The 26,130-nt window shown below is 52.0% G+C and carries 24 protein-coding genes; 13 read left to right on the forward strand and 11 right to left on the reverse strand.

The features are described 5' to 3' along the window. Nucleotides 1-18 precede the first annotated feature (18 nt). The 9 genes from pdxA to accC all read left to right on the forward strand — a co-directional run bounded on the left by pdxA (nucleotide 19) and on the right by accC (nucleotide 7,309). Complete coding sequence (gene pdxA, locus H9L05_RS19350) at nucleotides 19-1,041, forward strand: 4-hydroxythreonine-4-phosphate dehydrogenase PdxA (RefSeq protein WP_187732293.1); 1,023 nt, start codon at nucleotides 19-21, stop codon at nucleotides 1,039-1,041. Between the two features lie 218 nt (nucleotides 1,042-1,259). Further along, the gene (locus H9L05_RS19355) at nucleotides 1,260-1,628 is read left to right on the forward strand and encodes a helix-turn-helix domain-containing protein (RefSeq protein ID WP_187732294.1); all 369 of its coding nucleotides are present in this window, start codon (nucleotides 1,260-1,262) and stop codon (nucleotides 1,626-1,628) included. Nucleotides 1,629-1,703: 75 nt separating this feature from the next. Continuing rightward, nucleotides 1,704-2,231 carry a YceD family protein gene (locus H9L05_RS19360; RefSeq protein WP_187732295.1) on the forward strand — a complete coding sequence of 176 codons (528 nt, stop codon included), beginning with the start codon at nucleotides 1,704-1,706 and terminating at the stop codon, nucleotides 2,229-2,231. A 60-nt stretch (nucleotides 2,232-2,291) separates the two neighbouring features. Further along, a complete protein-coding gene (gene rpmF / locus H9L05_RS19365; protein WP_187732296.1) occupies nucleotides 2,292-2,516 on the forward strand; it encodes a 50S ribosomal protein L32 in 225 nt (74 codons plus the stop codon). Between the two features lie 72 nt (nucleotides 2,517-2,588). Next, nucleotides 2,589-3,530: a phosphate acyltransferase PlsX gene (plsX, locus tag H9L05_RS19370; RefSeq protein ID WP_187732297.1), complete on the forward strand. Its 942-nt coding sequence runs from the start codon at nucleotides 2,589-2,591 to the stop codon at nucleotides 3,528-3,530. 55 nt (nucleotides 3,531-3,585) lie between these two features. Beyond that, nucleotides 3,586-4,590 carry a beta-ketoacyl-ACP synthase III gene (locus tag H9L05_RS19375; RefSeq protein WP_187732298.1) on the forward strand — a complete coding sequence of 335 codons (1,005 nt, stop codon included), beginning with the start codon at nucleotides 3,586-3,588 and terminating at the stop codon, nucleotides 4,588-4,590. Nucleotides 4,591-4,751: 161 nt separating this feature from the next. Continuing rightward, a complete protein-coding gene (efp, locus tag H9L05_RS19380) occupies nucleotides 4,752-5,315 on the forward strand; it encodes an elongation factor P (protein ID WP_133273208.1) in 564 nt (187 codons plus the stop codon). A 22-nt stretch (nucleotides 5,316-5,337) separates the two neighbouring features. Continuing rightward, entirely contained in the window at nucleotides 5,338-5,835 is a 498-nt protein-coding gene (gene accB / locus H9L05_RS19385) for an acetyl-CoA carboxylase biotin carboxyl carrier protein (RefSeq protein ID WP_187734347.1), read from the forward strand. Between the two features lie 130 nt (nucleotides 5,836-5,965). Further along, nucleotides 5,966-7,309, forward strand: coding sequence for an acetyl-CoA carboxylase biotin carboxylase subunit (gene accC / locus H9L05_RS19390; RefSeq protein WP_187732299.1), 1,344 nt, complete (start codon nucleotides 5,966-5,968; stop codon nucleotides 7,307-7,309). Nucleotides 7,310-7,377: 68 nt separating this feature from the next. Here accC and H9L05_RS19395 read toward each other — a convergent pair whose 3' ends face one another. Further along, the gene (locus H9L05_RS19395) at nucleotides 7,378-7,947 is read right to left on the reverse strand and encodes a DUF3109 family protein (RefSeq protein WP_187732300.1); all 570 of its coding nucleotides are present in this window, start codon (nucleotides 7,945-7,947) and stop codon (nucleotides 7,378-7,380) included. A 191-nt stretch (nucleotides 7,948-8,138) separates the two neighbouring features. Between H9L05_RS19395 and H9L05_RS19400 the strand changes: the two genes are divergently transcribed. The 3 genes from H9L05_RS19400 to murA all read left to right on the forward strand — a co-directional run bounded on the left by H9L05_RS19400 (nucleotide 8,139) and on the right by murA (nucleotide 12,578). Then, the gene (locus H9L05_RS19400; protein WP_187732301.1) at nucleotides 8,139-10,388 is read left to right on the forward strand and encodes an ATP-dependent helicase; all 2,250 of its coding nucleotides are present in this window, start codon (nucleotides 8,139-8,141) and stop codon (nucleotides 10,386-10,388) included. 68 nt (nucleotides 10,389-10,456) lie between these two features. Next, nucleotides 10,457-11,164, forward strand: coding sequence for a DUF4290 domain-containing protein (locus tag H9L05_RS19405; RefSeq protein WP_187732302.1), 708 nt, complete (start codon nucleotides 10,457-10,459; stop codon nucleotides 11,162-11,164). 109 nt (nucleotides 11,165-11,273) lie between these two features. Then, complete coding sequence (gene murA / locus H9L05_RS19410; RefSeq protein WP_187732303.1) at nucleotides 11,274-12,578, forward strand: UDP-N-acetylglucosamine 1-carboxyvinyltransferase; 1,305 nt, start codon at nucleotides 11,274-11,276, stop codon at nucleotides 12,576-12,578. 67 nt (nucleotides 12,579-12,645) lie between these two features. Here murA and H9L05_RS19415 read toward each other — a convergent pair whose 3' ends face one another. From H9L05_RS19415 to H9L05_RS19455, 10 genes are all read right to left on the reverse strand, one after another. Next, the gene (locus H9L05_RS19415; RefSeq protein WP_187732304.1) at nucleotides 12,646-12,981 is read right to left on the reverse strand and encodes a phage holin family protein; all 336 of its coding nucleotides are present in this window, start codon (nucleotides 12,979-12,981) and stop codon (nucleotides 12,646-12,648) included. A gap of 89 nt (nucleotides 12,982-13,070) precedes the next feature. Beyond that, the gene (locus tag H9L05_RS26485; protein ID WP_317175203.1) at nucleotides 13,071-13,766 is read right to left on the reverse strand and encodes an agmatinase family protein; all 696 of its coding nucleotides are present in this window, start codon (nucleotides 13,764-13,766) and stop codon (nucleotides 13,071-13,073) included. Continuing rightward, on the reverse strand, nucleotides 13,709-14,089 hold the full coding sequence (locus H9L05_RS26490; protein ID WP_317175023.1) for an arginase family protein: 381 nt from the start codon (nucleotides 14,087-14,089) through the stop codon (nucleotides 13,709-13,711). The genes H9L05_RS26485 and H9L05_RS26490 overlap by 58 nt, the downstream gene beginning before the upstream one ends. A 278-nt stretch (nucleotides 14,090-14,367) precedes the next feature. Continuing rightward, nucleotides 14,368-15,006, reverse strand: coding sequence for a chemotaxis protein CheC (locus H9L05_RS19425; protein ID WP_223284581.1), 639 nt, complete (start codon nucleotides 15,004-15,006; stop codon nucleotides 14,368-14,370). Nucleotides 15,007-15,069: 63 nt separating this feature from the next. Further along, the gene (locus H9L05_RS19430) at nucleotides 15,070-16,704 is read right to left on the reverse strand and encodes a chemotaxis protein CheA (RefSeq protein ID WP_187732305.1); all 1,635 of its coding nucleotides are present in this window, start codon (nucleotides 16,702-16,704) and stop codon (nucleotides 15,070-15,072) included. Next, complete coding sequence (locus tag H9L05_RS25325; protein ID WP_187732306.1) at nucleotides 16,704-17,093, reverse strand: chemotaxis protein CheB; 390 nt, start codon at nucleotides 17,091-17,093, stop codon at nucleotides 16,704-16,706. Before H9L05_RS25325 ends, H9L05_RS19430 begins: the two co-directional genes overlap by 1 nt. Then, nucleotides 17,084-17,713, reverse strand: a complete 630-nt coding sequence (locus H9L05_RS25330) for a chemotaxis protein CheB (RefSeq protein ID WP_262892714.1) — start codon at nucleotides 17,711-17,713, stop codon at nucleotides 17,084-17,086. Before H9L05_RS25330 ends, H9L05_RS25325 begins: the two co-directional genes overlap by 10 nt. A 127-nt stretch (nucleotides 17,714-17,840) precedes the next feature. After that, the gene (locus H9L05_RS19445) at nucleotides 17,841-18,224 is read right to left on the reverse strand and encodes a response regulator (RefSeq protein WP_187732308.1); all 384 of its coding nucleotides are present in this window, start codon (nucleotides 18,222-18,224) and stop codon (nucleotides 17,841-17,843) included. 83 nt (nucleotides 18,225-18,307) lie between these two features. Then, nucleotides 18,308-18,817 (reverse strand): chemotaxis protein CheW, encoded by a 510-nt coding sequence (locus tag H9L05_RS19450; protein WP_187732309.1) that lies wholly within the window; start codon nucleotides 18,815-18,817, stop codon nucleotides 18,308-18,310. 155 nt (nucleotides 18,818-18,972) lie between these two features. After that, nucleotides 18,973-23,250: a methyl-accepting chemotaxis protein gene (locus H9L05_RS19455; RefSeq protein WP_223284582.1), complete on the reverse strand. Its 4,278-nt coding sequence runs from the start codon at nucleotides 23,248-23,250 to the stop codon at nucleotides 18,973-18,975. Between the two features lie 349 nt (nucleotides 23,251-23,599). On the opposite strand from H9L05_RS19455, the gene topA reads away from it, so the two are divergent. After that, nucleotides 23,600-26,065: a type I DNA topoisomerase gene (gene topA, locus H9L05_RS19460; RefSeq protein ID WP_187732310.1), complete on the forward strand. Its 2,466-nt coding sequence runs from the start codon at nucleotides 23,600-23,602 to the stop codon at nucleotides 26,063-26,065. The last annotated feature ends 65 nt before the right edge of the window (nucleotides 26,066-26,130 follow it).

Raw genomic sequence — 26,130 nt, forward strand, 5'->3', positions numbered from 1 at the left:
ATTCGCTAGCTCCTCTCCATGTCCCAATTGCCACGCCTCGGCATTTCTGTCGGCGACCTTGCCGGTATCGGACCCGAAATCATTTACAAAACCCTGCGCGATGTGCGCTTGCTTAAATACTGCACGCCGGTAGTTTACGGCACGGCCACGGTGCTATTCGACGATTTCCCCACGGAAGAGCACACCGAGCCGTTAACCTTCCGCCAGGTACGTGCCGCCGCCGACATTGCCACCGGCAAGCCCAACGCCGTTACCTGTTGGGACGAAGACTTTGTGCTCACGCCTGGTCAGCCCAGCGCAGCGAGCGGTGCCGCCGCCCGGCAATCGTTGTTGGCCGCTTGCCGCGACTTGAAAGAAGGGTTGCTGGATGGCATCGTAACGGCACCCATTAGTAAGGAGAACACCCAGGCCGACGACTTCCGCTACCCCGGTCATACTGAGTTCCTAACCAGCTTTTTCGGGGCTCCCGAGAGCCTGATGTTCTTGGTAAGTGAAGATTTACGCGTGGCCACCGTCACGGGTCACATTCCATTGAAAGACGTTTCAGGCAGAGTAACAAAGGAGCTTTTAACCAAGAAGCTGCGGATTTTGCTGACTTCTCTGCGTCAGGATTTTGGAATTCAGAAGCCTCGTGTAGCTGTATTGGGCCTGAACCCGCATGCTGGGGAGAAAGGCTTGCTAGGCACTGAAGAAGCTGATATCGTGACGCCCGTCATTCAGCAATTACTGGAAGAAGGCCATTTGGTTTATGGCCCCTTCCCTGCCGACGGCTACTTCGGTACTCGCCAATACCACCAATTCGATGCGACGCTAGCGTTGTACCACGATCAGGGTTTGATTCCATTCAAAACGCTAGCTTTCGAGCGGGGAGTCAACTTTACGGCCGGCTTACCCATAGTGCGCACTTCTCCCGACCATGGCACAGCCTACGGATTGGCGGGCACATTCAAAGCGGATGAAACCTCGTTCCGGGAAGCACTTTATCTAGCCTGCGACTTAGTTCGCCAACGGCAAGGCCTAGTAGTAGAGAAACGTCGTTAGCAGATAACACTAAAAGCCCCCCAGCATTGCTCTGGGGGGCTTTTTTTATATAGAATATCTTACTGAGGCTGTTCAGCCTTACTGCTAAAAGCTTGGCACGAAAGCGAAACTTTCTTTCTATAAACGAAATATAATTTGTTCTTTTAAAATTCAGCCGTAATTTTGTAGCAGGAATGAGCGGAGCCGGTTCGGTTCCGTTTTGCTTTTATCTCGTTTTCATGGTTCTTCAAACCCCTACCGACTACCGCATTGCCCTGCGTCGCCTTGACGCGCTGGCAACCGCTGGAGTAGAGGGCAACGCCGCACTAGAAGCCGAGTTTCGGGAGTTGATCATGAGTATCGACACCTATGAAAGCAAGTTAGGACTGCTTCCCATTCCTAATCTGCCAACCTCACTGGCTGAGATGATTGAGCTCAAACGCCAGCAGATGCGCCTCAAGCAGAAAGATTTGGCGCAACTACTGGAAGTGCCCGCCGGACGTCTCTCCCAGATTCTGAGTGGCAAGCGCCGCGTTTCACTCGATCTGGCCAAACGCCTGTACGAGCGACTCGGCATCCCTTCCGATTTCATTCTGAAAAACGCTTAGCTGCTCCATACTGCTTCCCTGCTTTAAAAAACGGCAAAATCTTCCTACTTTTGCCCCCTGCTATAAATCTCAACCGTGAAGAAGGACTCGCAATACGACATAGCTATTGCTAAACTGGCCCATAAAACGCATCATTTTGCGTTCGAGCTGGGCAAAGCGTTTTTCGAGCAGTTTGATCAACAGCTGATTCAGGATGGTCAACTTCATGCTGATGTGGAGCTGACCAAAACAGATTTGCTGCTGACGCTCGACTTTCACATCAAGGGCACTGTCCGCCTTATTTGCGACCGGAGCCTGGAAGATTTTGATCAACCTATTGATGTGCGCCACCAATTGCGCGTACGCTTCGGGGATCAATACCTGGAGTTGGACGACGACGTGCTGCAAATCACGCCCGATACTCAAACTCTCCCAATTGCGCAGCACTTGTTCGACTACATCGGGTTAGCTATTCCGATGAAGAAGCTGCATCCACGTTTTCAGAACGAGCCCGACGATAATCCGGACGCTGACGCCAAGCTAATTTTCACGACCCGACAGGCCGACGATGAGGACGAAGACGATTCCGACCCACGTTGGGATGCGCTCCGCAATCTGAATTAAGATTACTCGTCAATTCGATTTTCTCCCTTTTAAGTTCACATTCAACTTTCATAATTTACCATGGCACATCCTAAGCGCCGAACCTCCAAAGCCCGCCGCGACAAGCGTCGCACCCACGATAAGCTGACTCCCAAGGCTATTTCTATCTGCCAGACTACTGGCGAGACTCACTTGCGTCACAAAGCGTATGTAGTAGATGGCGACTTATATCTGCACGGTAAAGTAGCAGTAAAGGACTTCGCTCCTATCGCCGCTGCCGCTGCCCCAACCGAGGACGAAGAATAAGCCTCGCTTTGCTGGTAGCGTCTGCCTGCCAGCCCGCCATTTCGACTCCGTACTCCCCTTGATTTCCTGTACATGAAGATAGCCCTGGACGCAATGGGGGGCGATTTTGCCCCCCAGGCTGCCGTCGATGGCGCCGTAATGGCTGCCCAACAGCTAAACGGTGCGGCTCAGATTGTGCTCATCGGCCAGGAAGAGGCCGTGCGCCCTTTGCTCCAACAGCACGGCGCCGCCGCTGCCGACCTCATCTTTATCCCGGCCACGCAAGTAATTGCAATGGGTGAGCATCCTGCCAAAGCCTACCAGCAGAAGCAGGATTCCAGTATTGCCGTGGGTTATCGAATGTTGCATGCCGGCGAGTTAGATGCATTCTGCTCAGCCGGTAGCACAGGTGCCATGCTCGTAGGCGCTATGTTCAGCGTAAAAGCTGTACCCGGCGTATTGCGGCCAGCCATTGCGAACTTTGTTCCGAAGCTAGCAGGTGGGCAAGGCATTTTGTTAGATGTGGGAGCCAATGCGGAGTGTAAACCAGAAATGCTCGAGCAATTTGGCGAACTGGGCTCTCTCTATGCGCACTATGTGTTAGGTATTGAAGCCCCTAAAGTGGGTTTGATGAACCTAGGCGAGGAAGAGGGCAAAGGCACAGCCTTGACGCAGGCTGCTTATCAATTATTGAAGGTAAATCCGCACGTGCAGTTTATCGGCAATATTGAAGGGCGCGACCTTTTCAACTCCAAAGCCGACGTAATCATCTGCGACGGCTACACAGGCAACGTAGTCTTGAAGATGGCAGAATCCATTTATGAGATTCTGAATGAGAAGAAGATGCACGACCCCTTCTTCGACAACTTCAATTATGAGGCTTTTGGTGGCAGTCCTATTTTGGGCATAAATGACAACGCCATCATTGGGCACGGAGTGAGTACGCCGCTGGCTATTTGTAATATGCTCTTACAGGGTTACAAAATGGCCGAGTCTGGTATTTCAGACCAAATAAAGAGCACCTTTAAGTCCTAGTGACTAAGTCCGGCTCTGGCCGGACTTTTTTTGCCGCCTACGTCCGTCTTTCTCGATGAAAATAACTGCCGCTATCACCGGAGTGGGTGCCTATGTACCCGACTACGTACTCACCAACAAGGAGCTTGAAACCCTGGTGGATACTACCGACGAGTGGATTCTAAGTCGCACAGGCATACAGGAGCGGCACATCCTGAAAGGCGAAGGACAAGGCACCTCCGTTATGGGGATAAAAGCCGTTGAGCAATTGCTAGCAAAGACAGGCACCAAAGCCGAGGATATTGACCTAATTATCTGCGCTACTACTACCCCCGATTTAGTATTTCCTGCTACCGCTAATATCATCTCAGCGGCTGTAGGGACCAAAAACGCGTTCAGCTACGATATGCAGGCTGCCTGCTCGGGCTTTATGTTTGCTCTAGCTACGGGTGCCCAGTTTATTCAGACTGGCACTTATAAAAAGGTGATCATCGTAGGTGCCGACAAGATGTCGAGCATCATTGACTATACCGACCGTTCTACCTGCATTATTTTCGGCGATGGTGCGGGTGCAGTTCTTTTAGAGCCTAATACTGATGGTTTGGGGTTACTCGATCAGAAGCTTTGCTCTGACGGCAACGGTGAGCCATTCTTGCATCAAAAGGCAGGCGGCAGCCGTCGTCCTCCGTCGGCAGAAACTGTTGCAGGCCGGGAACACTTCGTATACCAAGAGGGAGGAACGGTGTTCAAATTTGCCGTGAAAAACATGGCTGAAGTAGCTGCTCAAGTAATGGAGCGCAATCAGCTCACGGCCAATGATGTAGCCTGGCTGGTGCCGCACCAAGCCAACAAGCGTATAATTGACGCAACAGCTCATCGGATGGGTGTCGGCCCCGAAAAGGTGATGCTTAACATTCATCGCTATGGCAACACCACTAACGGTACCATTCCTCTTTGCCTAGCCGATTACGAGAGCCAATTACATAAAGGCGATAACCTTATTATTGCCGCATTCGGTGGAGGATTCACCTGGGGGTCATTATACCTCAAATGGGCATACGATACTAAGACTATCCAGTAAATAGTCTGATTAGTCAACTGCACGCAGAAAAACTCTATACTTGCACTTTCGGAAATGCTGAGCTTAGTACGTTAACGATTGAGTAGATTCTGCCTACGGCTTTATCTAAGCAATCCAGCGACACATTCAGCTTTTAACCATCAATAACCAGTATCTAAAAAATGGCCACCACCGCAGACTTCCGTAACGGCCTCGTCCTGAATTACAACAACGAGTTGCACGTTATTACCGAGTTTCAACACGTGAAGCCTGGAAAGGGCCCAGCCTTTGTACGCACTAAATTGCGCAACATTAAAACCGGGCGTGTAATTGATAACACCTTTAATGCAGGTGTGAAGGTAGAAACCGCTCGGGTGGAGCAACGTCCTCACCAATTCCTGTACAAGGATGAGTACGGCTTCAACTTCATGAATAAGGAAGATTTTGAGCAGGTAACATTGCCTGAAGCAATGGTGCCCTTCGCCGATTTGCTAAAGGATGGGCAGGAAGTCACGATTTTGTTTCACGCTGAAACAGAGCAGCCGCTTACCGCTGAATTGCCAACGACAGTAGAACTGGTGGTAACGTATACCGAGCCTGGTTTGCGAGGTGATACAGCCACAAATACGCTTAAGCCCGCAACGGTGGAAACAGGTGCCCGTATCCAGGTACCATTGTTCATCAATCAGGACGAAAAAATTCGCGTGGATACCCGCGACTACTCCTATGTCGAAAGAGTTAAATAAGTCGCCGCAGAAGCAGCCTGCTATGAAAGCCAAAGAACTACAGGAATTGCTCGATTTCATCGCCAAATCGGGTTTGAACAAAGTCAACATCGAAACTGAGGAATTCAAGATCTCAGTACAGCGCGACCCCAGCTATAAGCCGGTAATCAGCACATCGATGGCTGTGCCCGCCCCGGCGGCTGCGCCTCAGGCGCCGGCCCCAGTAGCTGCTCCTGTTTCTTCACCCGCACCCATCACCACTACGCCTGCTACTACTGCTAGTGAGCCTTCTGAGGCTAATTATCAGGCGCTGAAAGCCCCTATGATCGGCACTTTCTATCGTTCCAACAGCCCCGATTCACCTGCTTTTGTGAACGTGGGTGACATGGTCGAAAAAGGTCAGGTCATTTGTATTATTGAAGCCATGAAGCTGTTCAATGAGATTGAGGCAGAAGCTTCAGGCCGTATTGTAAAGGCATTGGTAGAGAACTCCTCTCCGGTAGAATACGATCAGCCCCTATTCCTGATCGAGCCAATGTAATTTTTGGGCCTTGAGGTCTTGGTAGCTTAGGTTTTGGCGAGTCGGATGACTTGCACAAATATCTTAAGCTACCAAGACCTTTCCTTTTCAATCAAGCTCCCAATCTAGTTGCTCCCAGACCTTAACCATCATGTTTAAAAAAATACTGATTGCTAACCGGGGTGAAATTGCCTTGCGCATTATCCGCACGTGCAAGGAAATGGGTATCAAAACGGTAGCCGTATACTCCACTGCTGATAAGGAAAGCCTTCACGTACGCTTTGCTGATGAGGCAGTGTGCATTGGTCCTCCTGCCAGCGCCCAGTCGTATCTGAATATCCCAACTTTGATTGCTGCGGCAGAAATCACCAACGCTGATGCCATTCACCCTGGCTATGGCTTTCTGTCGGAAAACGCGGAATTTTCCCGTATCTGCCAGGAAAACGGTATCAAATTCATTGGTGCATCGCCTGAAATGATCAATAGCATGGGCGACAAGGCTTCGGCTAAAGCGACCATGAAAAAAGCCGGAGTGCCAACCATTCCTGGTTCGGAAGGCCTACTTGATTCCTTACAGGATGCGCTGAAAATTGCGCACAAAATCAAGTATCCGGTTATTCTGAAAGCTACGGCCGGAGGCGGCGGACGCGGCATGCGCGTGGCCCGCACCGACGAAGAGTTGGAGAAAGGTTGGCACGATGCCCGCACGGAGGCCAAAGCAGCTTTCGGTAACGATGGTATCTACCTTGAGAAGTTTGTAGAAGAGCCGCGCCATATCGAAATCCAGATCGTTGGGGACCAATTTGGCCGTGCCGCTCACCTTTCTGAGCGTGATTGCAGCATTCAGCGACGCCACCAGAAGCTCGTGGAAGAAGCTCCCTCTCCTTTCATGACCAAGGACCTACGCAAGAAAATGGGCAATGCTGCCGTAGCCGGCGCCAAATCTATTCGCTACGAGGGAGTAGGGACGATCGAGTTTTTAGTTGATAAAAACCGCGATTTCTATTTCATGGAGATGAATACCCGCATTCAGGTAGAGCACCCTGTAACGGAGGAAATCATCAACTATGACCTGATTAAAGAGCAGATTAAGGTTGCAGCGGGCGTGCCTATCTCGGGCAATAACTACGAGCCTAAGATGCATGCCATGGAATGCCGCATCAATGCGGAAGACCCGCGTAATAACTTCCGCCCTGCTCCTGGCAAGATTACAACGCTGCATATTCCGGGCGGCCACGGCGTTAGGGTTGATACGCATGTGTACGCTGGCTACACCATTCCGCCGAACTACGATTCGATGATAGCCAAGCTTATCACCACTGCTCAGACGCGGGAAGAATGCATTGTAAAAATGAAGCGCGCCTTAAGTGAGTTTGTAGTGGAAGGCGTGAAAACCACCATTCCGTTTCACCTGGCTTTGATGGACAACCAAAGCTTTAAGGACGGCAACTTCACAACTGCGTTTCTGGATACGTTTGACTTTTCGACTGTTTAGCCAGAATTTCTAGTTCATAACCAAGAAAAAGCCCCCAGAACTATTCTGGGGGCTTTTTCTTGGTTATGTTATGCGCTAGGCTGCTCTATTTCGTGCACCAATTCATCGTACCATTCTTCGCCATACTTGCGAATTAGGGGCTCCTTCAGAAACTGATATACCCGTACCCCCAGCTCGGCACCGAAGGAGCAGGCAGGATTGCAGATGCCCCACCGATCGTAGTTCAGGGCTTCGAACCCGTCGTACTTGCTGATACGAATGGGGTACAAATGGCAGCTGACAGGTTTTTTGAAGCTGGTGGCGCCGGCCAGATAGGCCTGTTCAATGCCACACTTCAGTATGCCACGCTCATCATAGAGGGCATAGGCGCACTCTCGGTCATTGATGGTGGTGGTGCTGAAATCACCTTCCCAATCTTTGATGTAAAGGCCTTGTTGCTCGATTGCCTGCTGGCCGGCTTCAGTAAGAAAAGGCTTGATGCTGGCGTATTCGGCTTCCAGAATGGCTAGCTCAGCTTCTTCTAGAGGAGCGCCGAGGTCGCCTTCCACGCAGCACGCGCCTTTGCAAACTTCCAGATTGCAAACAAAGAAATTGTCGCGAACGTCATCGGAGATGACAGTGTTCTGTATAATAATCATGGGAATGCGAGGCAGAACCTTCTGGGGGCTTTTTTGACTCCACCTAACGGGTGGAGCGATGATGCCAGCCACAAATAAAGTCCCGAGAGAAATGAATGGACAAAGATAACCCCGAACAGGTGCTTTCTGGTTTCCTGGGGGGCAAAACCTTACCTTTGTTCCTTCGCCAACGAGCCGGTTTACTTGAAAGAATGGCATTAGATTATCATACCTTACTGAATCCTTCGCAGGCTGCTGCCGTGCTCCAAACGGAAGGCCCCTGCATGATTATAGCCGGTGCTGGTTCCGGCAAAACGCGCGTACTGACGTATCGTATCGCGCATTTGCTGGAGAAAGGCGTCGACCCGTTCAACATCCTGGCCCTGACTTTTACTAATAAGGCAGCCAAGGAAATGCGCGCCCGCATTGAAAAAGTAGTAGGTCCGGAGGCGAAGAATGTGTGGATGGGCACCTTCCACAGCATTTTTGCCCGCATTCTGCGCTCCGAAGCCGAAAAAATTGGCTTTCCGCGTCACTTTACCATCTACGACACCCAGGATTCCAAAACGCTGGTATCGCAGATTGTAAAGGAGCTGGACCTCGACGACAAGCTCTATAAGCCTAGTATGGTGCTGGGGCGCATCTCATCGGCCAAAAACAAGCTGATTTCGGTGCAGCAGTACCTTAACGACCCGGTCATCAGGCAGGACGATGAAGCTGCTTTGCGCCCTAAAATCGGCGTGATTTATCAGCAATATCAGTCGCGGTGCTTTAAAGCCGGCGCCATGGACTTCGACGACTTGCTGTTCAATACCAACGTGCTGTTTAAAGACCATCCGGAGGCGCTGAACAAGTACCAGAATATATTCCGGTACGTGATGGTGGACGAGTATCAGGACACGAACTACTCGCAGTACCTGATTACGCGCAAGCTGGCGGCCAAGGAGCGGAACATTTGCGTGGTCGGCGATGATGCGCAGAGCATTTATGCTTTCCGGGGGGCAGATATTACCAATATTCTCAACTTCGAGAAGGATTACCCCGAACTGGAAGTGTTCAAGCTAGAGCAGAACTACCGCTCTACCAAGAACATTGTAAAAGCGGCTAACTCGGTCATTAAGAACAACAAAGCGCAGCTGCGCAAAGACGTTTTCTCGGAGAACGAGGAAGGCACGCTGATCGAAGTGCTCAAGGCGGCCTCAGATAATGAGGAAGGCAAGCTGATTGCCAACTCCATCTTCGAGGACAAGATGAATCTACACTTGTCGTACGATCATTTCGCGATTCTCTACCGCACCAATGCCCAAAGCCGGGCAATGGAAGAAGCCCTGCGCAAGCTGAATATCAAGTACAAGATTGTGGGGGGCCTTTCTTTCTACCAACGGAAAGAAATCAAGGACCTGGTGGCCTACTTGCGCCTCACGGTGAACCCGAACGACGAGCAGGCGCTACGCCGCGTTATCAACTACCCCAAGCGCGGCATCGGCGACACGACGGTGAGCAAGCTCATCAACACGGCCGAGGAAACCAACCACACGCTGTGGGAAGTAGTAGCCAATGCGACCTCCTTTTTGGGGGCACGGCTTTCGGGTGCCATCACGCAGTTTGCGGAGCAGATTAAAAGCTACGCCGTAATTGCTGGCAAAGAAGATGCGTTTGAAGCGGCAAAGTTTATCGCAAAAAACTCCGGTATGATTGAGGAACTCTATGCCGACAAAAGCATTGAGGGCCTTTCGCGCTACGAGAACATTCAGGAACTGCTGAATGGTATAAAGGCTTACACGGAAGACCCAGAGCGGGATGATAAGTCGCTGGCTTCTTTTCTACAGGATATTGCCCTCGTTACTGACGCCGATACCAAAGACGCGCAGCAGGATGGTGAGGCCGTAACGCTGATGACGATTCACTCAGCCAAGGGCCTGGAGTTCCGTAACGTATATATAGTGGGGTTGGAGGAAAACCTGTTTCCGTCCCAGATGATGATTACCTCGCGGGCCGATCTGGAAGAGGAACGGCGCCTTTTCTACGTTGCTATCACGCGGGCAGAAAAAAAGCTTACGCTTAGCTATGCCACGTCGCGCTACCAGTGGGGTAACCTGCGAAGCTGTGAGAAAAGCCGTTTTCTGGATGAAATTGATCCGCAATTCGTAGATTTCAAGTTCTCATCTGGTCCGGGCAGTGGCGAGTCGCCATTTGGGCACGTTTTGGAGCGGCGCAGTAACCTAATTCCGCCCGCTCCGCGTAAGACGGTAGCGTCCAGCTACAAGCCTTCGGCCGATTTTCAGCCTTCCGACACTTCTAATCTGGCTACCGGGCAGCGAGTAGAACATCCTAAATTTGGCTTCGGCACGGTGAGTAAGCTCGAAACGCAGGCCGGCTCTACCAAGGCAATTATTCAATTTGAAGAGGTGGGTGAGAAGACGTTATTGCTGAGTTTTGCCAAATTGCGAGTGCTGAGCTAATTGGCTTGACTCAGTGCCCATCCCAGCACTTTTCGGAGCGCTGGATCTTATAGTTTTTAACTTTTCTCATGTCTCTTCCCTCCCCTCATAAGCACGAGCTGCTCCAGCGCGAATACGGCCAGAGCACCTTCCAACTTGTGCAAACCCTGCGTACTATCGAAGATAAGGCTGAGCGCACGCGCCGGGCTCATCAGATAGTACAGCTCATCTTTCGTCTGAACGCCAATTTGCGCGACCAGCCGGACGCTCAGCAGAAAGTATGGAATCATCTCTACGAAATGGCCGATGAGGACCTAGACGTAGACAGCCCATTCCCACTTACCAGCCTTGCCCAGCTGCACCAGCAGCCGAAGCGGGTGCCCTACCCTAGCAAATCGCCCAAGCTGAAGCCCTACGGCCGCAGCGTGGAAGCCATGATTGAAAAGGCACTGACGCTGGAAGACCCGGCGGAGCGCGAGCAGGCGACCATCGCCATCGGGCGGACGATGAAGTTTCTGTACCGCTCTTACAGCAAGGAGAATGCGAAGGACATTACTATACTCAAGCATTTGAAAGAGCTGTCGGGGGGCAAATTGGAGCTCGATCCGGCTCAGGTAGATGCTCAGAACCTATTTGAGTTTGCGACCAACGGCCGGCCCGCGCCCTTTATCGTACCCCAGCCCCGCAACGACCGCTCCGACCGTGACCCACGGCGCAGTGGCAGTGGCGGCAATCGGCGCGACAAGCAGCGCCGTGGTGGCAAAAAGCGCCAGGAACCACAGCAACCGCCCCAGTAATTTTTATCAGGGAGCCAGGGGTTACAAGTCAGGAGCTGGAATCTGGGAAATAACCATTCTATCTCCGCCACTTCTAACTCCTAGCTCCTGAATTCTAACTTCTTTTTTAATGGCCTCTTTTGAAGTAATTGGCGGACACCCGCTCAAAGGCGAGATTATACCCCAGGGGGCAAAAAACGAAGCGCTCCAGATATTATGCGCCGTACTGCTTACCAGTGAGCCAGTTACGATTAGCAACATTCCCGATATCCGCGATGTAAACAAGCTCATCGAGCTGCTGCGTGATATGGGCGTCAAAGTGGGCAAGCTCTCCACCGACACCTACGTTTTTCAGGCTGACAGCGTAAACCTAGACTACCTCGACTCAGAAGAATTTGTAGCCCAGGGCCGCGCCCTACGCGGTTCCGTTATGATTTTGGGGCCCATGCTAGCACGCTTTGGTCAATGCCAACTGCCCAGACCAGGCGGCGACAAAATTGGGCGGCGGCCACTGGATACGCACTTTCTGGGCTTGCAGAAGCTGGGGGGCAAATTGACCCTCGAGGGCAACGACTTTTACCGTATTCGTACGGAAGGCAAGCTGCAGGGCACTTACATGCTCCTCGATGAAGCTTCGGTAACAGGCACAGCTAATATTGTAATGGCTGCCGTGTTGGCCGAAGGCATTACCACCATTTACAATGCCGCCTGTGAGCCTTACTTACAGCAGCTATGCAAAATGCTGGTGCGTATGGGAGCCAAAATCAACGGTATCGGCTCTAACCTGCTCACTATTGAAGGCGTGGAAAGCCTGGGCGGCACGGAGCACCGTATGCTGCCCGACATGATTGAAATCGGCTCGTTCATTGGTCTGGCGGCCATGACCGGCTCCGAAATCACTATCAAAGACGCGCAGATTCAGGAGCTTGGTCTCATTCCGGACACCTTCCGCAAAATGGGTATTCAGCTGGAGTTTAGGGGCGATGACATCTTTATTCCTGCCCAGGATCATTACCAGATTGCCACTTACCTGGATGGTAGCATCCTAACCGTGTCGGATCATACGTGGCCGGGGCTCACGCCCGATCTGCTCAGCATTATCTTGGTGGTGGCAACGCAGGCAAAAGGCACGGTTCTCATTCACCAGAAGATGTTTGAGTCGCGGTTGTTCTTTGTTGACAAGCTCATCGACATGGGTGCGCAAATCATTCTCTGCGACCCGCACCGCGCTACTGTGATTGGCCTTGATCAGCGCAACCGCTTACATGGCATCAGCATGACCTCACCCGACATCCGGGCGGGAGTGGCGCTGCTCATCGCGGCCCTCTCCGCCGACGGGCGCAGCGTAATTGACAACGTTGAGCAGATTGATCGTGGCTATCAGTTTATTGATAAACGACTGAACGCGCTCGGCGCGCAGATCAAACGGCTGTAATTCAGATTTACAAGTCATAAAAAAGCCCCCAGACGATGTCTGGGGGGCTTTTTTATGGGGTAGGATACTAGTCAATGACCATATCGATGACGCTCGTTACCAACGATAATACAATGCTGAAAAGCAGGGCTGCCAAGAAGCCATCGAGTTTGAAGCCGGGCAATACATAATCGGCCAGCAATACAATCACGGCATTGATAACCAGTAGAAACAGGCCCAGCGTAAGAACCGTGATGGGGAAACCTAGGATTTTAAGAATTGGCTTCAGTACCGCATTCAGTATGGCCAGCACCAGCACCAACAACAGCGCATCCCCGAAGCCATCGAGGTGAGCACCGGGCAGAAAGTAAGCCAGGGCATAGGTGACGATTGCCGTGAGAATGAATTTAAGTAAAAATCCCATTGAGGAAGCTTGATAAGTGAACAAAGAAAATCCGACCCACAACCGTGGGTCGGATTACGGTACGCAAAAAAGCAAATATCGTTGAGAACCTATTCTTCGTCTTCTACTTTCTTCATGTCGCGGGCAGCAATGCGCCCTTGCGATACGGCCATCCAGTTGCAGAGCTGATACAGCAGGCGGGCGCCCACAATACCATTCCAATCGGTGTCGCCGGGGGCTACTTCATTCAAGTCGCAGCCAATAATTTCACGACCAGAGCGCACTACCATCCGAATGAGATAAAGCGCTTCCTCGAACTCCAAACCGCCAGGCACGGGTGTGCCGGTGCCGGGGCAAAGCTTTGGATCGAGGCCGTCGATATCAAAGCTTATATATACTTTCTGGGGTAGCTGCGCGATAATTTTCTTGCACTCCTTCCGCCACGATTTGCCCCCATACAGCTCTTCCCGCAGAAAGCGCTCTGGAAACATGATAATGCGGCCATTGCTGCGCTCAGCCAGCTCTGCTTCCTGCTGGCAAAAATCACGGATTCCTACCTGCACCAGCTTTTTTACCTGGGGCAGTTGCAGCGCATTGTACATGATGGACGCGTGCGAATACTCGAAGCCTTCGTAGGCCGGGCGCAAATCACAATGCGCATCGATCTGCAGAATACCGAACTCTTCGTGGCGCTCCGCCAGTGCGTGAATGTAACCCAAAGGCGTGCTGTGGTCACCACCCAATACCGCTACCGCCTTGCCGGCATCGAGGTGAGCACCGGCTTTTTGCTTGAGCCACTCCAGCAGTGCTTTGCCCCGAACAGTAGCCTGACTAGTAGCCGTAGCATGCTGGGGGCTTTTTCGGCCGGCTGACCATCTTCCAGCCACCGAATGTAGCCGGAAGTCTGCTCGCGCAGCTCGCGGCTTTCGGCGGCCCAGCTCTCATCTTCCTCTTCCATTGCTAGGCCGAGGCGCCAGGCATCCGCAATGTCCGGATCGTAGAGGTCGACTTGTAAGGAGGCTTCGCGGATAGCGGCTGGGCCCAGTGCTGTGCCTGCCCGATATGAAACCGTCACTTCCCAAGGCACCGGCACCACAATTACCTGCGCCTCTTCAACGGTGAAAGGCAACCCAAAAATGCCCCCGCGGTGTCTCCCAACGCATTGGGATCGAACGAGGCCAGTTTCTTTTCAAGATTTGATGAATGATAATTCGACATGACAAACGAATTAAAGAAGGAAATAAGCGCCAAGACGGCGCTACAAAAAAGCGGTATTATTTTATAAACTCAGCGCGGAACTGCGCAATAAAAAAGCCGTCATTTTGGGTGGTTCAACCAGCCGCGATTCGTAATCCGCGACAGTTGATATCTACCAAAAATGACAGCTTTTGTGCCTTAGAGGGCTGGTTAACGCGCGGCTTGCTGACCGTTGAGAAAGTCGTAAGTACGAATAATATCCAAAATTTTGACGAAAGTCTCACGGTCGAAGAACAGCATCAACGGCAATTCAACCGAGTTGTTTTTGTCGGAGAACTGTGTGATAACCGAGAAAACCATAGGCTGAAATAACGGATTTTGCGTCACCAACCGGGTTAGGGAAGAATCGAGGTGGCCTTTGGGAGCAATAGGCGGCGCGCCGTAAATATTGGCCTTCAGGATATTAGCCAGCTGTGTTACCAGAGCACCCGTGATAATGTTACTGATTTCCAGTAATAGCGACTCCTGCAACTCATCTATTTCCACCGACTCAGGCTTAGTCAGACGCAAGCATACCCGCGACAGGCGCTGCACATGCTGCCCCGAGAAGAACATCAGCGTTGAGCCATTGAATTCACCCTTGATATCGGACTGAATTACAACGTGGTCCTTCTCGTACACTTTTACGCGCTCCAGAACACTGGTTCCAGGTACCAAGTCGAGGCTGGGAACCTCCAGTAACACGGTTTCCTGGGCAATAGAAGCAAAAGAATCGGCGGCGCGAGCCAAGCCAATATTCAGTATTTCCCGAATAATGTCTCGCTCCAGTTCCGTCATGTGCAAATCCATACAATTCAGTCAGTTGGTACGAAAAAGCCACTATAGGCAGTTTCGAAATCTGCAATACGTGTTTTAAGGTCGTTTGGCCAAGAATAGTCGAGTTAATGCTGGTACATCGAGCACAAGGCATACATGCCCACTGCCCAGCAGCGTCACGCCCCCGAATAAGTCAATGGTATCCAACGGTTTACTCACGGGCTTGATTACAATGTCTTGCTGACGCAAAAAACGATCGACAATCAACCCCAGCTTACGGTTATTATAATCCACAATGATGATGCGCTGCCGCCCCACCAACTCTTCATGAATGGCGGCTGGTAAAGGCCCATCGCCGCTATGAAGCAGGGTTTTCAGGTTTACTATCGGTACGTTTTCCTCCTGAATACGTGCCATCAGCGTCCCTCCTACTACGTGTAGCTCCTCAGGCTCCATAGCCACAACCGAATCGGTGTGCATGAGCGGAATAGCATAGCTACGCTCCTCCAACTCAAACAGCAGGGCTCCTTTTACAGCAATAGACGTAGGCAGCACCAAGGTAAAAACAGTACCCTGGCCTAGCTCTGACTCGACCCGCAATTGCCCCCCAAGCGAGTCAATAGCCAGCTTCACCACATCTAAGCCCACGCCCCGACCCGATATTTCCGTTACCTCCTTGGCCATAGAAAAGCCCGGCTCAAACAGGAACGCCCGCACCGCATTCGCGTCGAGGTTGGCAGCTACATCAGCTCTCACCAAGCCCCGCTCTATTGCCTTACGCCGTACGCTTTCTACATCAATACCACGACCATCATCAGCTACCCGGATCAGTACATCGTCGCGCTCCGTTTGGGCGGAGAGTGTCAGACGCCCGGCGGGAATCTTGTTTGCTTTCTGCCGCTCCTGAGGCGTTTCAATGCCGTGGGCAATGGCATTGCGTACCAGATGCAGCAGGGCATCGGTGATAATCTGAAGGATATTCCGGTCAATCTGAATGTCCTGTCCTTCCAGCCGCAGTGTCACCTCCTTTTGCTCCGATGCAGCCACGTCGCGAACCACGCGGGGAAATTTATTGAAGAGCGAACCGACATTTACCAGGCGCGCATCCATCACACTGTATTGCAGCTCGTCAGTAATACGAAACAGGTGTGAAGCAGCCGCTTGCAGCGCCGGATTTCCAATTTCCCGGCCCAGAGTCATGATCCGGTCGCGGTCAATAATCAGCTCACCTACTAAGTTGAGCAGGTGGTCCAGCTTTTTGATCTGGATATAAACCAAATCAGACAGCTCAAGCTTGCGTCCAGCTTCTTCATCAGTGTCCGACTCGGCGGTAATCAGGATAGGCTCTTCTCCTTGAACTAACCGATCAAGATTGGCAAGTAAATCGTCGGTGGGGGGCATTTCAGCCTCTTCCCCAACGGCCCGAATCATGGCGCCCAGTGTATCGACGCCGGTAAACAACACCGGAACGACTGTTCCAGCAAAGGATTTCTCTTTGTCTCTGATCAAACCAAATATGGTTTCCATCTCATGCGAGACTTCGCCAATCTGATTGTAGCCCATCGCACGTGCGTTGGACTTGAGGTTATGCATAAGCCGAAAAAGCTCATTCAGAGCGGCTGTATCTTCCGGATTTTTTTCCAGCTCACTGATATGACGGCTCATGGCGTCATAATACTCCAGCGCTTCGGACATAAATATCTCCCGGTACTCTTGTTCCCGTGACTTCATTAGTTTACGGTTGCTAGAGTTAGAGAAATACAGGCAGCTGGAGCAGGCAGCGCAGCGCGCTGATTTATAATCTCCGCAATCTGATCTAGTGGCAATACGGCGTTGGCGTGTCCAGCCCGAATCACGGAACCAGGCATGCTAAATAAAGCCGCTGACTCCTGGCTTTGCGCTATAACTTGGCCTCCACGCGCCCGGATTGCTTTAGCGCCCCCGGTTCCGTCCTGCCCCAAACCAGTCAGGATTATACCCAGCGCCCGCGAGCTGGCTGCCTTAGCAGCCGAACGCATCAGCATATCGATAGATGGGGCATCAGCCGACAGGTTGGGCTTTGTGCTGAAACCAATCTGCCATACTCGCCAAGGGCCGCGCTGCACAGGCTTCAGTACCATATTTTGCCCCCAGGAGCTATAATAATCTGCCCCTCTTCTATGGGCATTCCCGCAACGCCTATTTTAACTGGCAACGGGGTCAGTCGCTGTAAGCGCTTAGCGAATGAAGCGGTAAAGTACGCGGGCAAATGCACCGCAATAAGCAAAGTAGATGGCAAGCCGGGGCACAATGCCTGTACCAGTTGCTCCACAGCGGCGGTGCCACCCGTAGAGGCGCCTATCACCGTCAGGCTCTGGGGCTGAGCACTAACTATATGACGGAGCGGACTAATAAAAGTGGCTACACGCGGCATAATGGGCATAGCCTGCAACTGCTGAAGTACAGCCCGCCGAAATGCCTGTTCAGCGCCTAATTGCAAAGGCGCGATGTAATCATATATTCCCCAACGAGCAGTTACACACAAAACACCCGCCAAAGGAATGGCAGCAGCATAAAGAAGCACCGGACACGAGTGCTGCTGCTGTAACCGATCCAGATCCGGCAGGCTGTACTCGTCCAGAATTACTAATGCGGGCCGAAACCTTCGAGCCAGAATAACCAACTCATCGGCACTATCAGCCGAATCTACCACGTGGAAACCCAGCTCGTATTGCAGCAAGCGAGTCAGTTCCAACTGCACCAAAGCAGGGAGTTTACCAAGCAAAACAGTAAAAGGGACGGGTAAAAAGGGCACGGAATAGGTGGAAGCGCGGAGTAAAAAAGCGGAACGACAAAAGTGAAAGTATGCCTTGGGGGCAAATCTGACCTTAGGCGCCGGTTTCCTCCGAGTTTTGTAAAGCACTGCCTACAATCTCGAGTACCTTTTCCTCGGAGAAAGGCTTTACGATATAAGCCGAAGCACCACTTTCAAGCGCCTCATTCACAATTATTTCCTGCCCCACCGCACTGCACATTACCACTTTCACGGTAGGGTTTACCTGCCGGATTCCCTTCAGCACATCAAGACCCGTATTATCAGGCAGAATCACATCGAGCGTAATCAGATCAGGATTGGTAGCACTCGTCATTTCCAGCGCCTGCTGACCATTGGCGGCCTCTCCTACCACCTCGTAGCCAGCATCAGTTAGCATATTCTTTAGCATCGTGCGCATATAGAAGGAGTCGTCCACGATGAGAATGCGGTTTTTCATAAAAGTAGAATCAGTAGAAGGAAAAAACGGGGAATAAGCTAAACAGCAGTGTTAGCCCTTGTACGGGCTGCCACTCACTAAGATTAGGCTTTGGGTTGAAGCTGCATTATTTCCGTCGGGGTGAGGAGTTTCAGCATATCAAGCACAATAATAATGCGGCCGTCCAGCTTAGCAATTCCCTCAATGTATTTGTCCTGAATGTTGGCATCCTGAATAAATTCAGGTGCTTTCTCGATTATCGAAACCGGAATCGACAATGGCTGCGGCACTTCGCGTACCACCAGTCCAATCGTATAGTCTTTGGCTTCAATCGCTAGAGTATACGTGATGGCTGGCAACGCTTCTGTAGTCGAGCGCAGCTGAAATCTTTCCTCCAAATCAATAATGGCGATGATATCGCCGCGCAGATTGGCAATTCCCTTTACGAAAGAAGGCGTCTTGGGCATACGTGCAATTTCTGGGGTAATAGTTACCTCTTTCACTTGCTCGATGCGAATACCGTATTCTTCGCGCCCCAATCGGAACACAATTAATTGGATAAGCGCTTGCTGCTTAACAACTTTCTTTTCGCTATTCGACTCTATTTCAGGCATGAACAAAGTTGATATAGGCTTGCCACTGCCTCTTGAGAGCAGTAGCAAGCCTGTAATTAGACCTGAGAGGAATTAATTGGCTTTCGCTTTGGCCCGAGCTTTTGGAGCCTTCTTATCGGCTCCATTTGCCGGCTGCGACTCCGCCGATTTTCCATTTACAGGCGCCGGACGCCGCGACGCCGCTTTTTCTGTGGCAGGTGCTTCCGGTGATTTGCCCCCCGTGCGGGTCTGGCCGCCTGAGTAGTCGTCGCCGCTGGTTGAGCAACGTCATTACGACGAACAGGCCGTTCCCTTTGAGCAGTTGGCTTAGGCGCAACTGTTTGGCCATTACGAGGCTGCGTCATCTGAGCTAAGCGCTGGCGGCTACGACGAGGCTCTGGTTCCGGCTCTGGCTCCAGATACTCCATCAGCTGGAAGGCCGACAGACCAACCTGCAAGTCATCAGCAATGTCTGTCAGCTTTTGGCTGGATGCCGTCAGTTCCTGCATAGAAGTAGATAGCTGCTTGGCCGTACCTGCCACTTGCTGCGTACCAGACGCCGTTTGCTCAGCAATAGCTACAACTTCCTCTACATACTTCACTACGTCGCCGATACTGATTTTCTGAACTTCGGTAGCTGTGAGAATGTCGCGGGAAGTGCGTAGCGTTTCGCCGCTGCTCGTTGCAATGTTTTTAAAGGCGGAGCTGGCTTCAAACGTTGCGTTTTTACCCTTCAATACTCGGCCTTCCATGGTTGAAATAGCCGTAGCAGCTGAGCTTGTATCCTTGCGTACGTCGTCAACCAGCGTAGCGATTTCACTTGCCGACTTGCGCGAGCCTTCTGCCAGCTTACGAATCTCTTCGGCTACTACTGCAAAGCCTCGACCAGCCTCACCTGCCCGGGCTGCCTCAATAGCGGCGTTCAAAGCCAGCAGGTTGGTTTGCGAAGCAATGTCTGTAATTACTCCCAGCGACTTACTGATTTCTTGGCTGCGCGTGCTCAATACTTCAATCGTTTTAGACGTTTGGGCAGCGGCGTTGGAAATTTCTTCCATGTTCTTTACCACCTCAGCCACCGTTTTCAGACCAAGCTGCGAGGTTTGCTCACCCAGGATAGCGGCTTTGTTCACCACATCAGCCTTCCCGGCAGTTTCCTTCGTAGCCTGCATGATTTCTTCAATCAGCTTGAAGGCCTGGTCTGTTTTCAAGGCTTGGTTCTGAGCACCCTCTGCCATTTGCTGCATGGCCAACGCCACGTCAACGGTTACGCGGCTCATCTCCTGACCCTTACCGGCCATTTCTTCCGAGGAAGTCCCTACTACCTGCGACGAATCGTTGATTTCACCCAGCAGTTCGTTTAGGTTTTCAACAGCTAGGTTCAAAGCATTCGACATCGCCATGATGTCGCCAGCGGTGGGTACTTCTACGCGCTGAGTCAGGTCACCTTCCGAAATGGCCCGCACTACGCGGCTAACTTCCAGAACCGGGGAAGCAATAGATTCGAGCAGTTCGTTCAGCGTGTCTACCAGTTCTTTCCAAGAGCCGCTTACACCGCCTACTGTAGCACGCTCCGTCAGCTTACCTTCCACACCCGCTACTTTAGCCACACGGCTAACTTCTACCGCCAAGCGGTTCAAGTCGTCCACCATGCGGTTGATTGTATCGGCTAGTTCAGCAACTTCGCCTTTAGCGTCCAAAGTCAGCTTTTGGGTCAAGTCACCCTGCGATACAGCCGTTACTACTTTTACTAGTCCCCGCACCTGCGTGGTGAGGTTCGAGGCCATGGTATTTACGTTGTCGGTCAGGTCTTTCCAAACTCCGCTCACGCTGGGCACATTGGCTTGGCCACCGAGTTTGCCCTCCGTACCTACTTCCTGTGCTACACGGGTTACCTCACCGGCGAAGATGTTCAGCGAGTCCACCATGCGGTTGATGTTGTCCTTCAAATCCAACAGCTCGCCCTTAACGTCGACCGATACTTTCTGGCTCAGGTCGCCTTTGGCAACGGCAATAGCTACGTTGGCAATGTCCCGCACCTGCGAAGTCAGGTTCGATGCCATGGTATTTACGTTGTCGGTCAATGCCTTCCACGTACCACTTACACTCGGTACGTTGGCTTGACCGCCCAGCTTGCCCTCCGTGCCTACGTCAAGCGCCACGCGGGTTACTTCGCCAGCAAACAGGTTGAGTGAGTCCACCATCTGGTTCAGGTTCTGCTTGAGTTGCAGCAGCTCACCCTTTACATCTACCGTGATTTTTTGGCTCAGGTCACCTTTAGCTACAGCGGTAGCTACGTTGGCAATATCTCGTACCTGCGAAGTCAGGTTCGAGGCCATCGTGTTTACATTGTCGGTCAGGTCTTTCCAGGTTCCACTTACACTCGGTACATTGGCCTGGCCGCCCAGAATACCTTCCGTACCTACTTCGCGGGCTACGCGGGTTACCTCGCCGGCGAAGATGTTCAAGGAATCCACCATGCGGTTGATGTTGTCCTTCAAATCCAACAGCTCGCCTTTTACATCAACTACAATTTTCTGAGTCAAGTCGCCTTTGGCAACAGCGGTGGCTACGTTGGCAATGTCGCGTACCTGTAGGGTCAGGTTGGCGGCCATCGTGTTTACGTTATCCGTCAACTCCTTCCAGGTTCCGCCTACACGAGGCACATTGGCTTGACCACCCAGCTTGCCTTCGGTACCCACTTCGCGGGCCACGCGGGTTACTTCGTCACCGAAAATATTCAGCGAGTCCACCATCTGGTTCAGAATGTTCTTCAGCTCCAGAATTTCGCCCTTCACGTTTACTGTCATCTTTTGGCTCAAGTCTCCCCGAGCTACGGCGGTAGCTACGTTGGCAATATCTCGAACTTGCGAAGTCAAGTTCGAGGCCATGTAGTTCACGTTATCGGTCAGCTCCTTCCACACGCCAGCCACGTTGGGCACCGAAGCCTGGCCGCCCAGCTTTCCTTCGGTACCTACTTCCAATGCCACGCGGGTTACTTCGCCGGCAAACAGGTTGAGCGAGTCCACCATTTGGTTCAGGTTCTGCTTGAGTTGCAGCAGCTCGCCCTTTACATCTACCGTGATTTTTTGGCTCAGGTCACCGCGCGCAACAGCGGTAGCTACGTTGGCAATATCTCGTACCTGACTGGTCAAGTTCGAGGCCATGTAGTTTACGTTATCGGTCAGCTCCTTCCACACGCCAGCCACGTTCGGTACCGAAGCCTGACCGCCGAGTTTGCCTTCGGTGCCCACTTCCTGTGCTACCCGCGTTACTTCGCCGGAGAACATATTCAGCGAGTCCACCATTTGGTTCAGGTTCTGCTTGAGTTGCAGCAGCTCGCCCTTTACATCTACCGTGATTTTTTGGCTCAGGTCGCCCTTGGCTACAGCGGTGGCTACGTTGGCAATGTCCCGTACCTGACTGGTCAGGTTCGAAGCCATATTATTTACGTTATCGGTCAGGTCTTTCCATACCCCGCTAACGTTGGGCACTGAGGCCTGTCCACCAAGCTTGCCCTCCGTGCCTACGTCGAGAGCTACGCGGGTTACTTCGCCAGCAAACAGGTTGAGTGAGTCCACCATCTGGTTCAGGTTCTGCTTGAGTTGCAGCAGCTCACCCTTTACATCTACCGTGATTTTTTGGGTGAGGTCGCCCTTGGCTACAGCGGTAGCTACGTTGGCAATATCGCGCACCTGACTGGTCAGGTTCGAGGCCATGTAGTTCACGTTGTCGGTCAGCTCCTTCCAAATGCCCCCCACGTTCGGTACCGAAGCTTGTCCGCCCAGTTTACCTTCCGTGCCCACTTCCTGTGCTACCCGCGTTACTTCGCCGGCAAACAGGTTGAGGTTGTCAATGGTCTTGTTGATAGTTTCGGCCATCACTTTGAAGTCGCCCGAAACAGGAATTTGGAAGGTCTCGTCTAGGTTGCCCTTGGAGATGTTCTTAAGTACTTTACCTACTTCCAATACCGGAACGGCGATGCTATCCATCAAACCGTTGATATTGTTGATCATGTCGCGCCAGAAACCCGAGGCGTTCTCACCGGAAGCGCGGGCTTTAAGGTTACCCTCTACGCCGGCAACTTTTGAAATGCGCGATACTTCGCCCCCCACGCCGCCGATCATTTCCACCATCGAGTTGTAAGCCTCAGCGATGTCAGCGAAGATGTCGTCGTTTTGCTTGGTCAGCCGCACTGAAACGTCTCCCTTTTTAAAAGCATCTAGCGCATACAGAACCCGGGTAAGCTGCTCATTTACGTAGCCGTCATCCTGCGTTTTATCGAGGTTGCGAGTGCTGACCCGTCTGCGCGTTATTGCGCTACCAATTGGGGCTTCTTTTCGCTGTGACTGGTTATTATCGACTGCAGCAACGGCAGCATCTGTGGATCCCGAAGACAATGCTGAGGAATTAGAAGCCGGACGAGTGGTGGTTTTGGTAGTCTTACCTGAAGCCATACAAAATGTAGATTGCGAAGCGTGCTAAAAAGGCACTGCTGAGACAAACCGGAGAGTAGACCGGTAGCCAGACTTACAAAGGTAATAAACTACTGGCTTACGCGGCAATGGAATTAAGCAGTCATATAGAATTTGTTCAACCAATAACGAATGAACTACTTGCCTAAAATATTTGCTCTTATACAGCTCTAGCAACTCCAACTTTGGGCCTAGCGCTGCACTGATAATTAAGCCGGTATAGGTGAGTGGCCGGATTATTCCATCATCTTTGCGGCAAAATTCAACTTTTGCCCCCATAGGTCGTTTCTTAGTTGATACCCACCTGTATTTCGTTGCCAATCCCCTTTATATGATCAAAAATTTAGTCATAGTCGAGTCACCGGCCAAAGCCAAGACCATTGAGGGATACTTGGGTAAGGACTTTATTGTCAAGTCCAGCTTTGGTCATGTACGCGACTTACCCAAGGATAATAACGCTATTGATATTGCGAATGGCTTCAAGCCGACCTATGTGGTGTCGGCTGATAAGCGAGAGATAATTGCTCAGTTGAAGAAGCTGGCAAAAGAGGCCGAAGTTGTATGGTTGGCGAGTGACGATGACCGTGAGGGGGAAGCCATTAGCTGGCACCTTGCCGAAACGCTGAATCTGACCGACGCCAAAACGCGCCGTATTGTATTCCGCGAAATCACTAAGAACGCTATCCTTAACGCTATTGCTACTCCCCGGGAGATAGACCTGAACCTGGTAAACGCGCAGCAGGCTCGTCGTGTGCTTGACCGTCTGGTTGGCTTCGAGTTGTCGCCGGTGCTCTGGAAAAAAGTTAAAACGGGGTTGTCGGCTGGTCGGGTACAGTCGGTGGCGGTGCGGCTGGTTGTAGAGCGGGAGCGTGAAATCAATCAGTTTAAAACCTCATCTGCTTACCGTGTTACAGCGCGCTTCGATGCTGGCCGGGGGGCAATTCTGGAGGCTGAGCTACCGACGCGCTTCAAAACTGAAGCTGAAGCCCAGGGTTTTCTGGCTCGTTGCGTGGGGGCCATTTATCAGATCGAAAACCTGGAAAAGAAGCCAGGCAAACGCTCGCCAGCGCCACCTTTCACCACCTCTACGCTTCAGCAGGAGGCTTCCCGCAAGCTGGGTTTCTCCGTGGCCCAAACCATGAGCGTAGCCCAGAAGCTGTACGAAGCTGGTAAAATCAGCTACATGCGTACTGACTCGGTAAACTTGTCGCAGGATGCGTTGGCTGCTGCTCACGTGGAAATAAGCCGGGCATTTGGTGAAGAATACGCTCACAAGCGTCAGTTTAAAACAAAGTCAGCCTCAGCCCAGGAAGCGCACGAAGCCATCCGGCCCACCGATTTTGCCCTGGTAAAATCAGGTTCCGACTCCCAGGAACAGCGCCTCTACGATCTGATTCGTAAGCGGGCACTGGCTTCGCAGATGGCCGACGCAACGGTGGAGCGCACCGTGGCTACTATTGGCATCAGCACGCAGGCGGGCACTACGCTTACGGCTACTGGTGAGGTAATTACCTTCGAGGGTTTTCTGAAAGTATACAGCGAGTCGAAGGATGACGAGGAGGAAGATGGTGATTCAACTTTCTCTCGTGGTTTGCCTCCCCTGACGGTTGGCCAGCAGCTGCCTTTGCAGCTACTGCGCGCTACGGAGCGGTATGCGCAGCCGCCAGCTCGCTACACGGAAGCATCGCTGGTAAAGAAGCTGGAGGAAATGGGTATTGGCCGGCCTTCTACCTATGCTCCAACCATCAGCACGATTCAGAAGCGCGGCTACGTTGAAAAAGATACTCGTGAAGGCAAGGAGCGCAAGTTTCGGGTGCTCACGCTGGAAGGCGAGGAGGTGAAGACGGAGGTTAAAACGGAAACGTACGGAGCTGAAAAAGCGAAGATGTTTCCGACCGATACCGCTATGGTAGTTAACGACTTCCTGGTGGAGCACTTTCCTATTATTATCGACTACCAGTTTACGGCCAAAGTTGAGGGCGAATTTGACCTTATCGCCAACGGTCAGGAGAAGTGGGGCGATATGCTTTCCAACTTCTACGGAGCATTTCACGAAACCATTGAGCGTGGTCAGGACATTGAGCGCAGCACATTGGGCTCGAACCGCGAGATTGGCATTCACCCCGAAACTGGGCAGAAATTGACCGCTCGTTTGGGTCGTTACGGCCCTTATGTGCAGATTGAGCCGAAGGAAGGCTCCGAGGAGAAAGCCGTGTACGCAAGCCTTCGCAAAGGCCAGTTTATCGAGAATATTACGCTGGAAGAAGCGCTTGATCTGTTTAAGTTGCCGCGCATCGTGGGGCAGTTTGAGGAAAAGGATATGACGGCTTCACTCGGTCGTTTTGGTCCTTACATCCGCCACGACAGCAAGTTCTACTCGCTTACCAAGGAGCAGGATCCGCATACTATTACCGCTTCGGAAGCTATTGAGCTTATCGAAGCCAAGCGTAAATCGGATGCAGAGCGCTTGATCAAAAGTTTTCCGGAGCGCGAAGACGTACAAGTGCTGAATGGCCGCTTCGGTCCATACATTGTGGTTGGCAAGAAAAACGTGAAGATTCCTAAGGGCGAAGAGCCGCAGGATCTTACGCTGGAGCGCTGCCTGGAACTGGCTGAGCTTACTCCTGATAAACCCGCTAAAGGTGGTCGCTTCGCCAAAAAAGCGGTGGAGAAAACCGTGGATGAGCCTGCCATTGCCAAGAAAAAGCCAGCCGCAAAGAAGCCAGCCGCTAAAAAGGCCGCCACAACCAAGAAGGCTGCGCCCGCGAAGAAGGCGGCAGCAGCGAAAGCGAAGTAGCAGATTAGTATAGCGCGTGAAAAAGCCCCCAGAAATGATCTGGGGGCTTTTTTATGTAGCAAGTG

Source organism: Hymenobacter qilianensis (assembly GCF_014489555.1).
GTDB classification, from domain to species: domain Bacteria; phylum Bacteroidota; class Bacteroidia; order Cytophagales; family Hymenobacteraceae; genus Hymenobacter; species Hymenobacter qilianensis.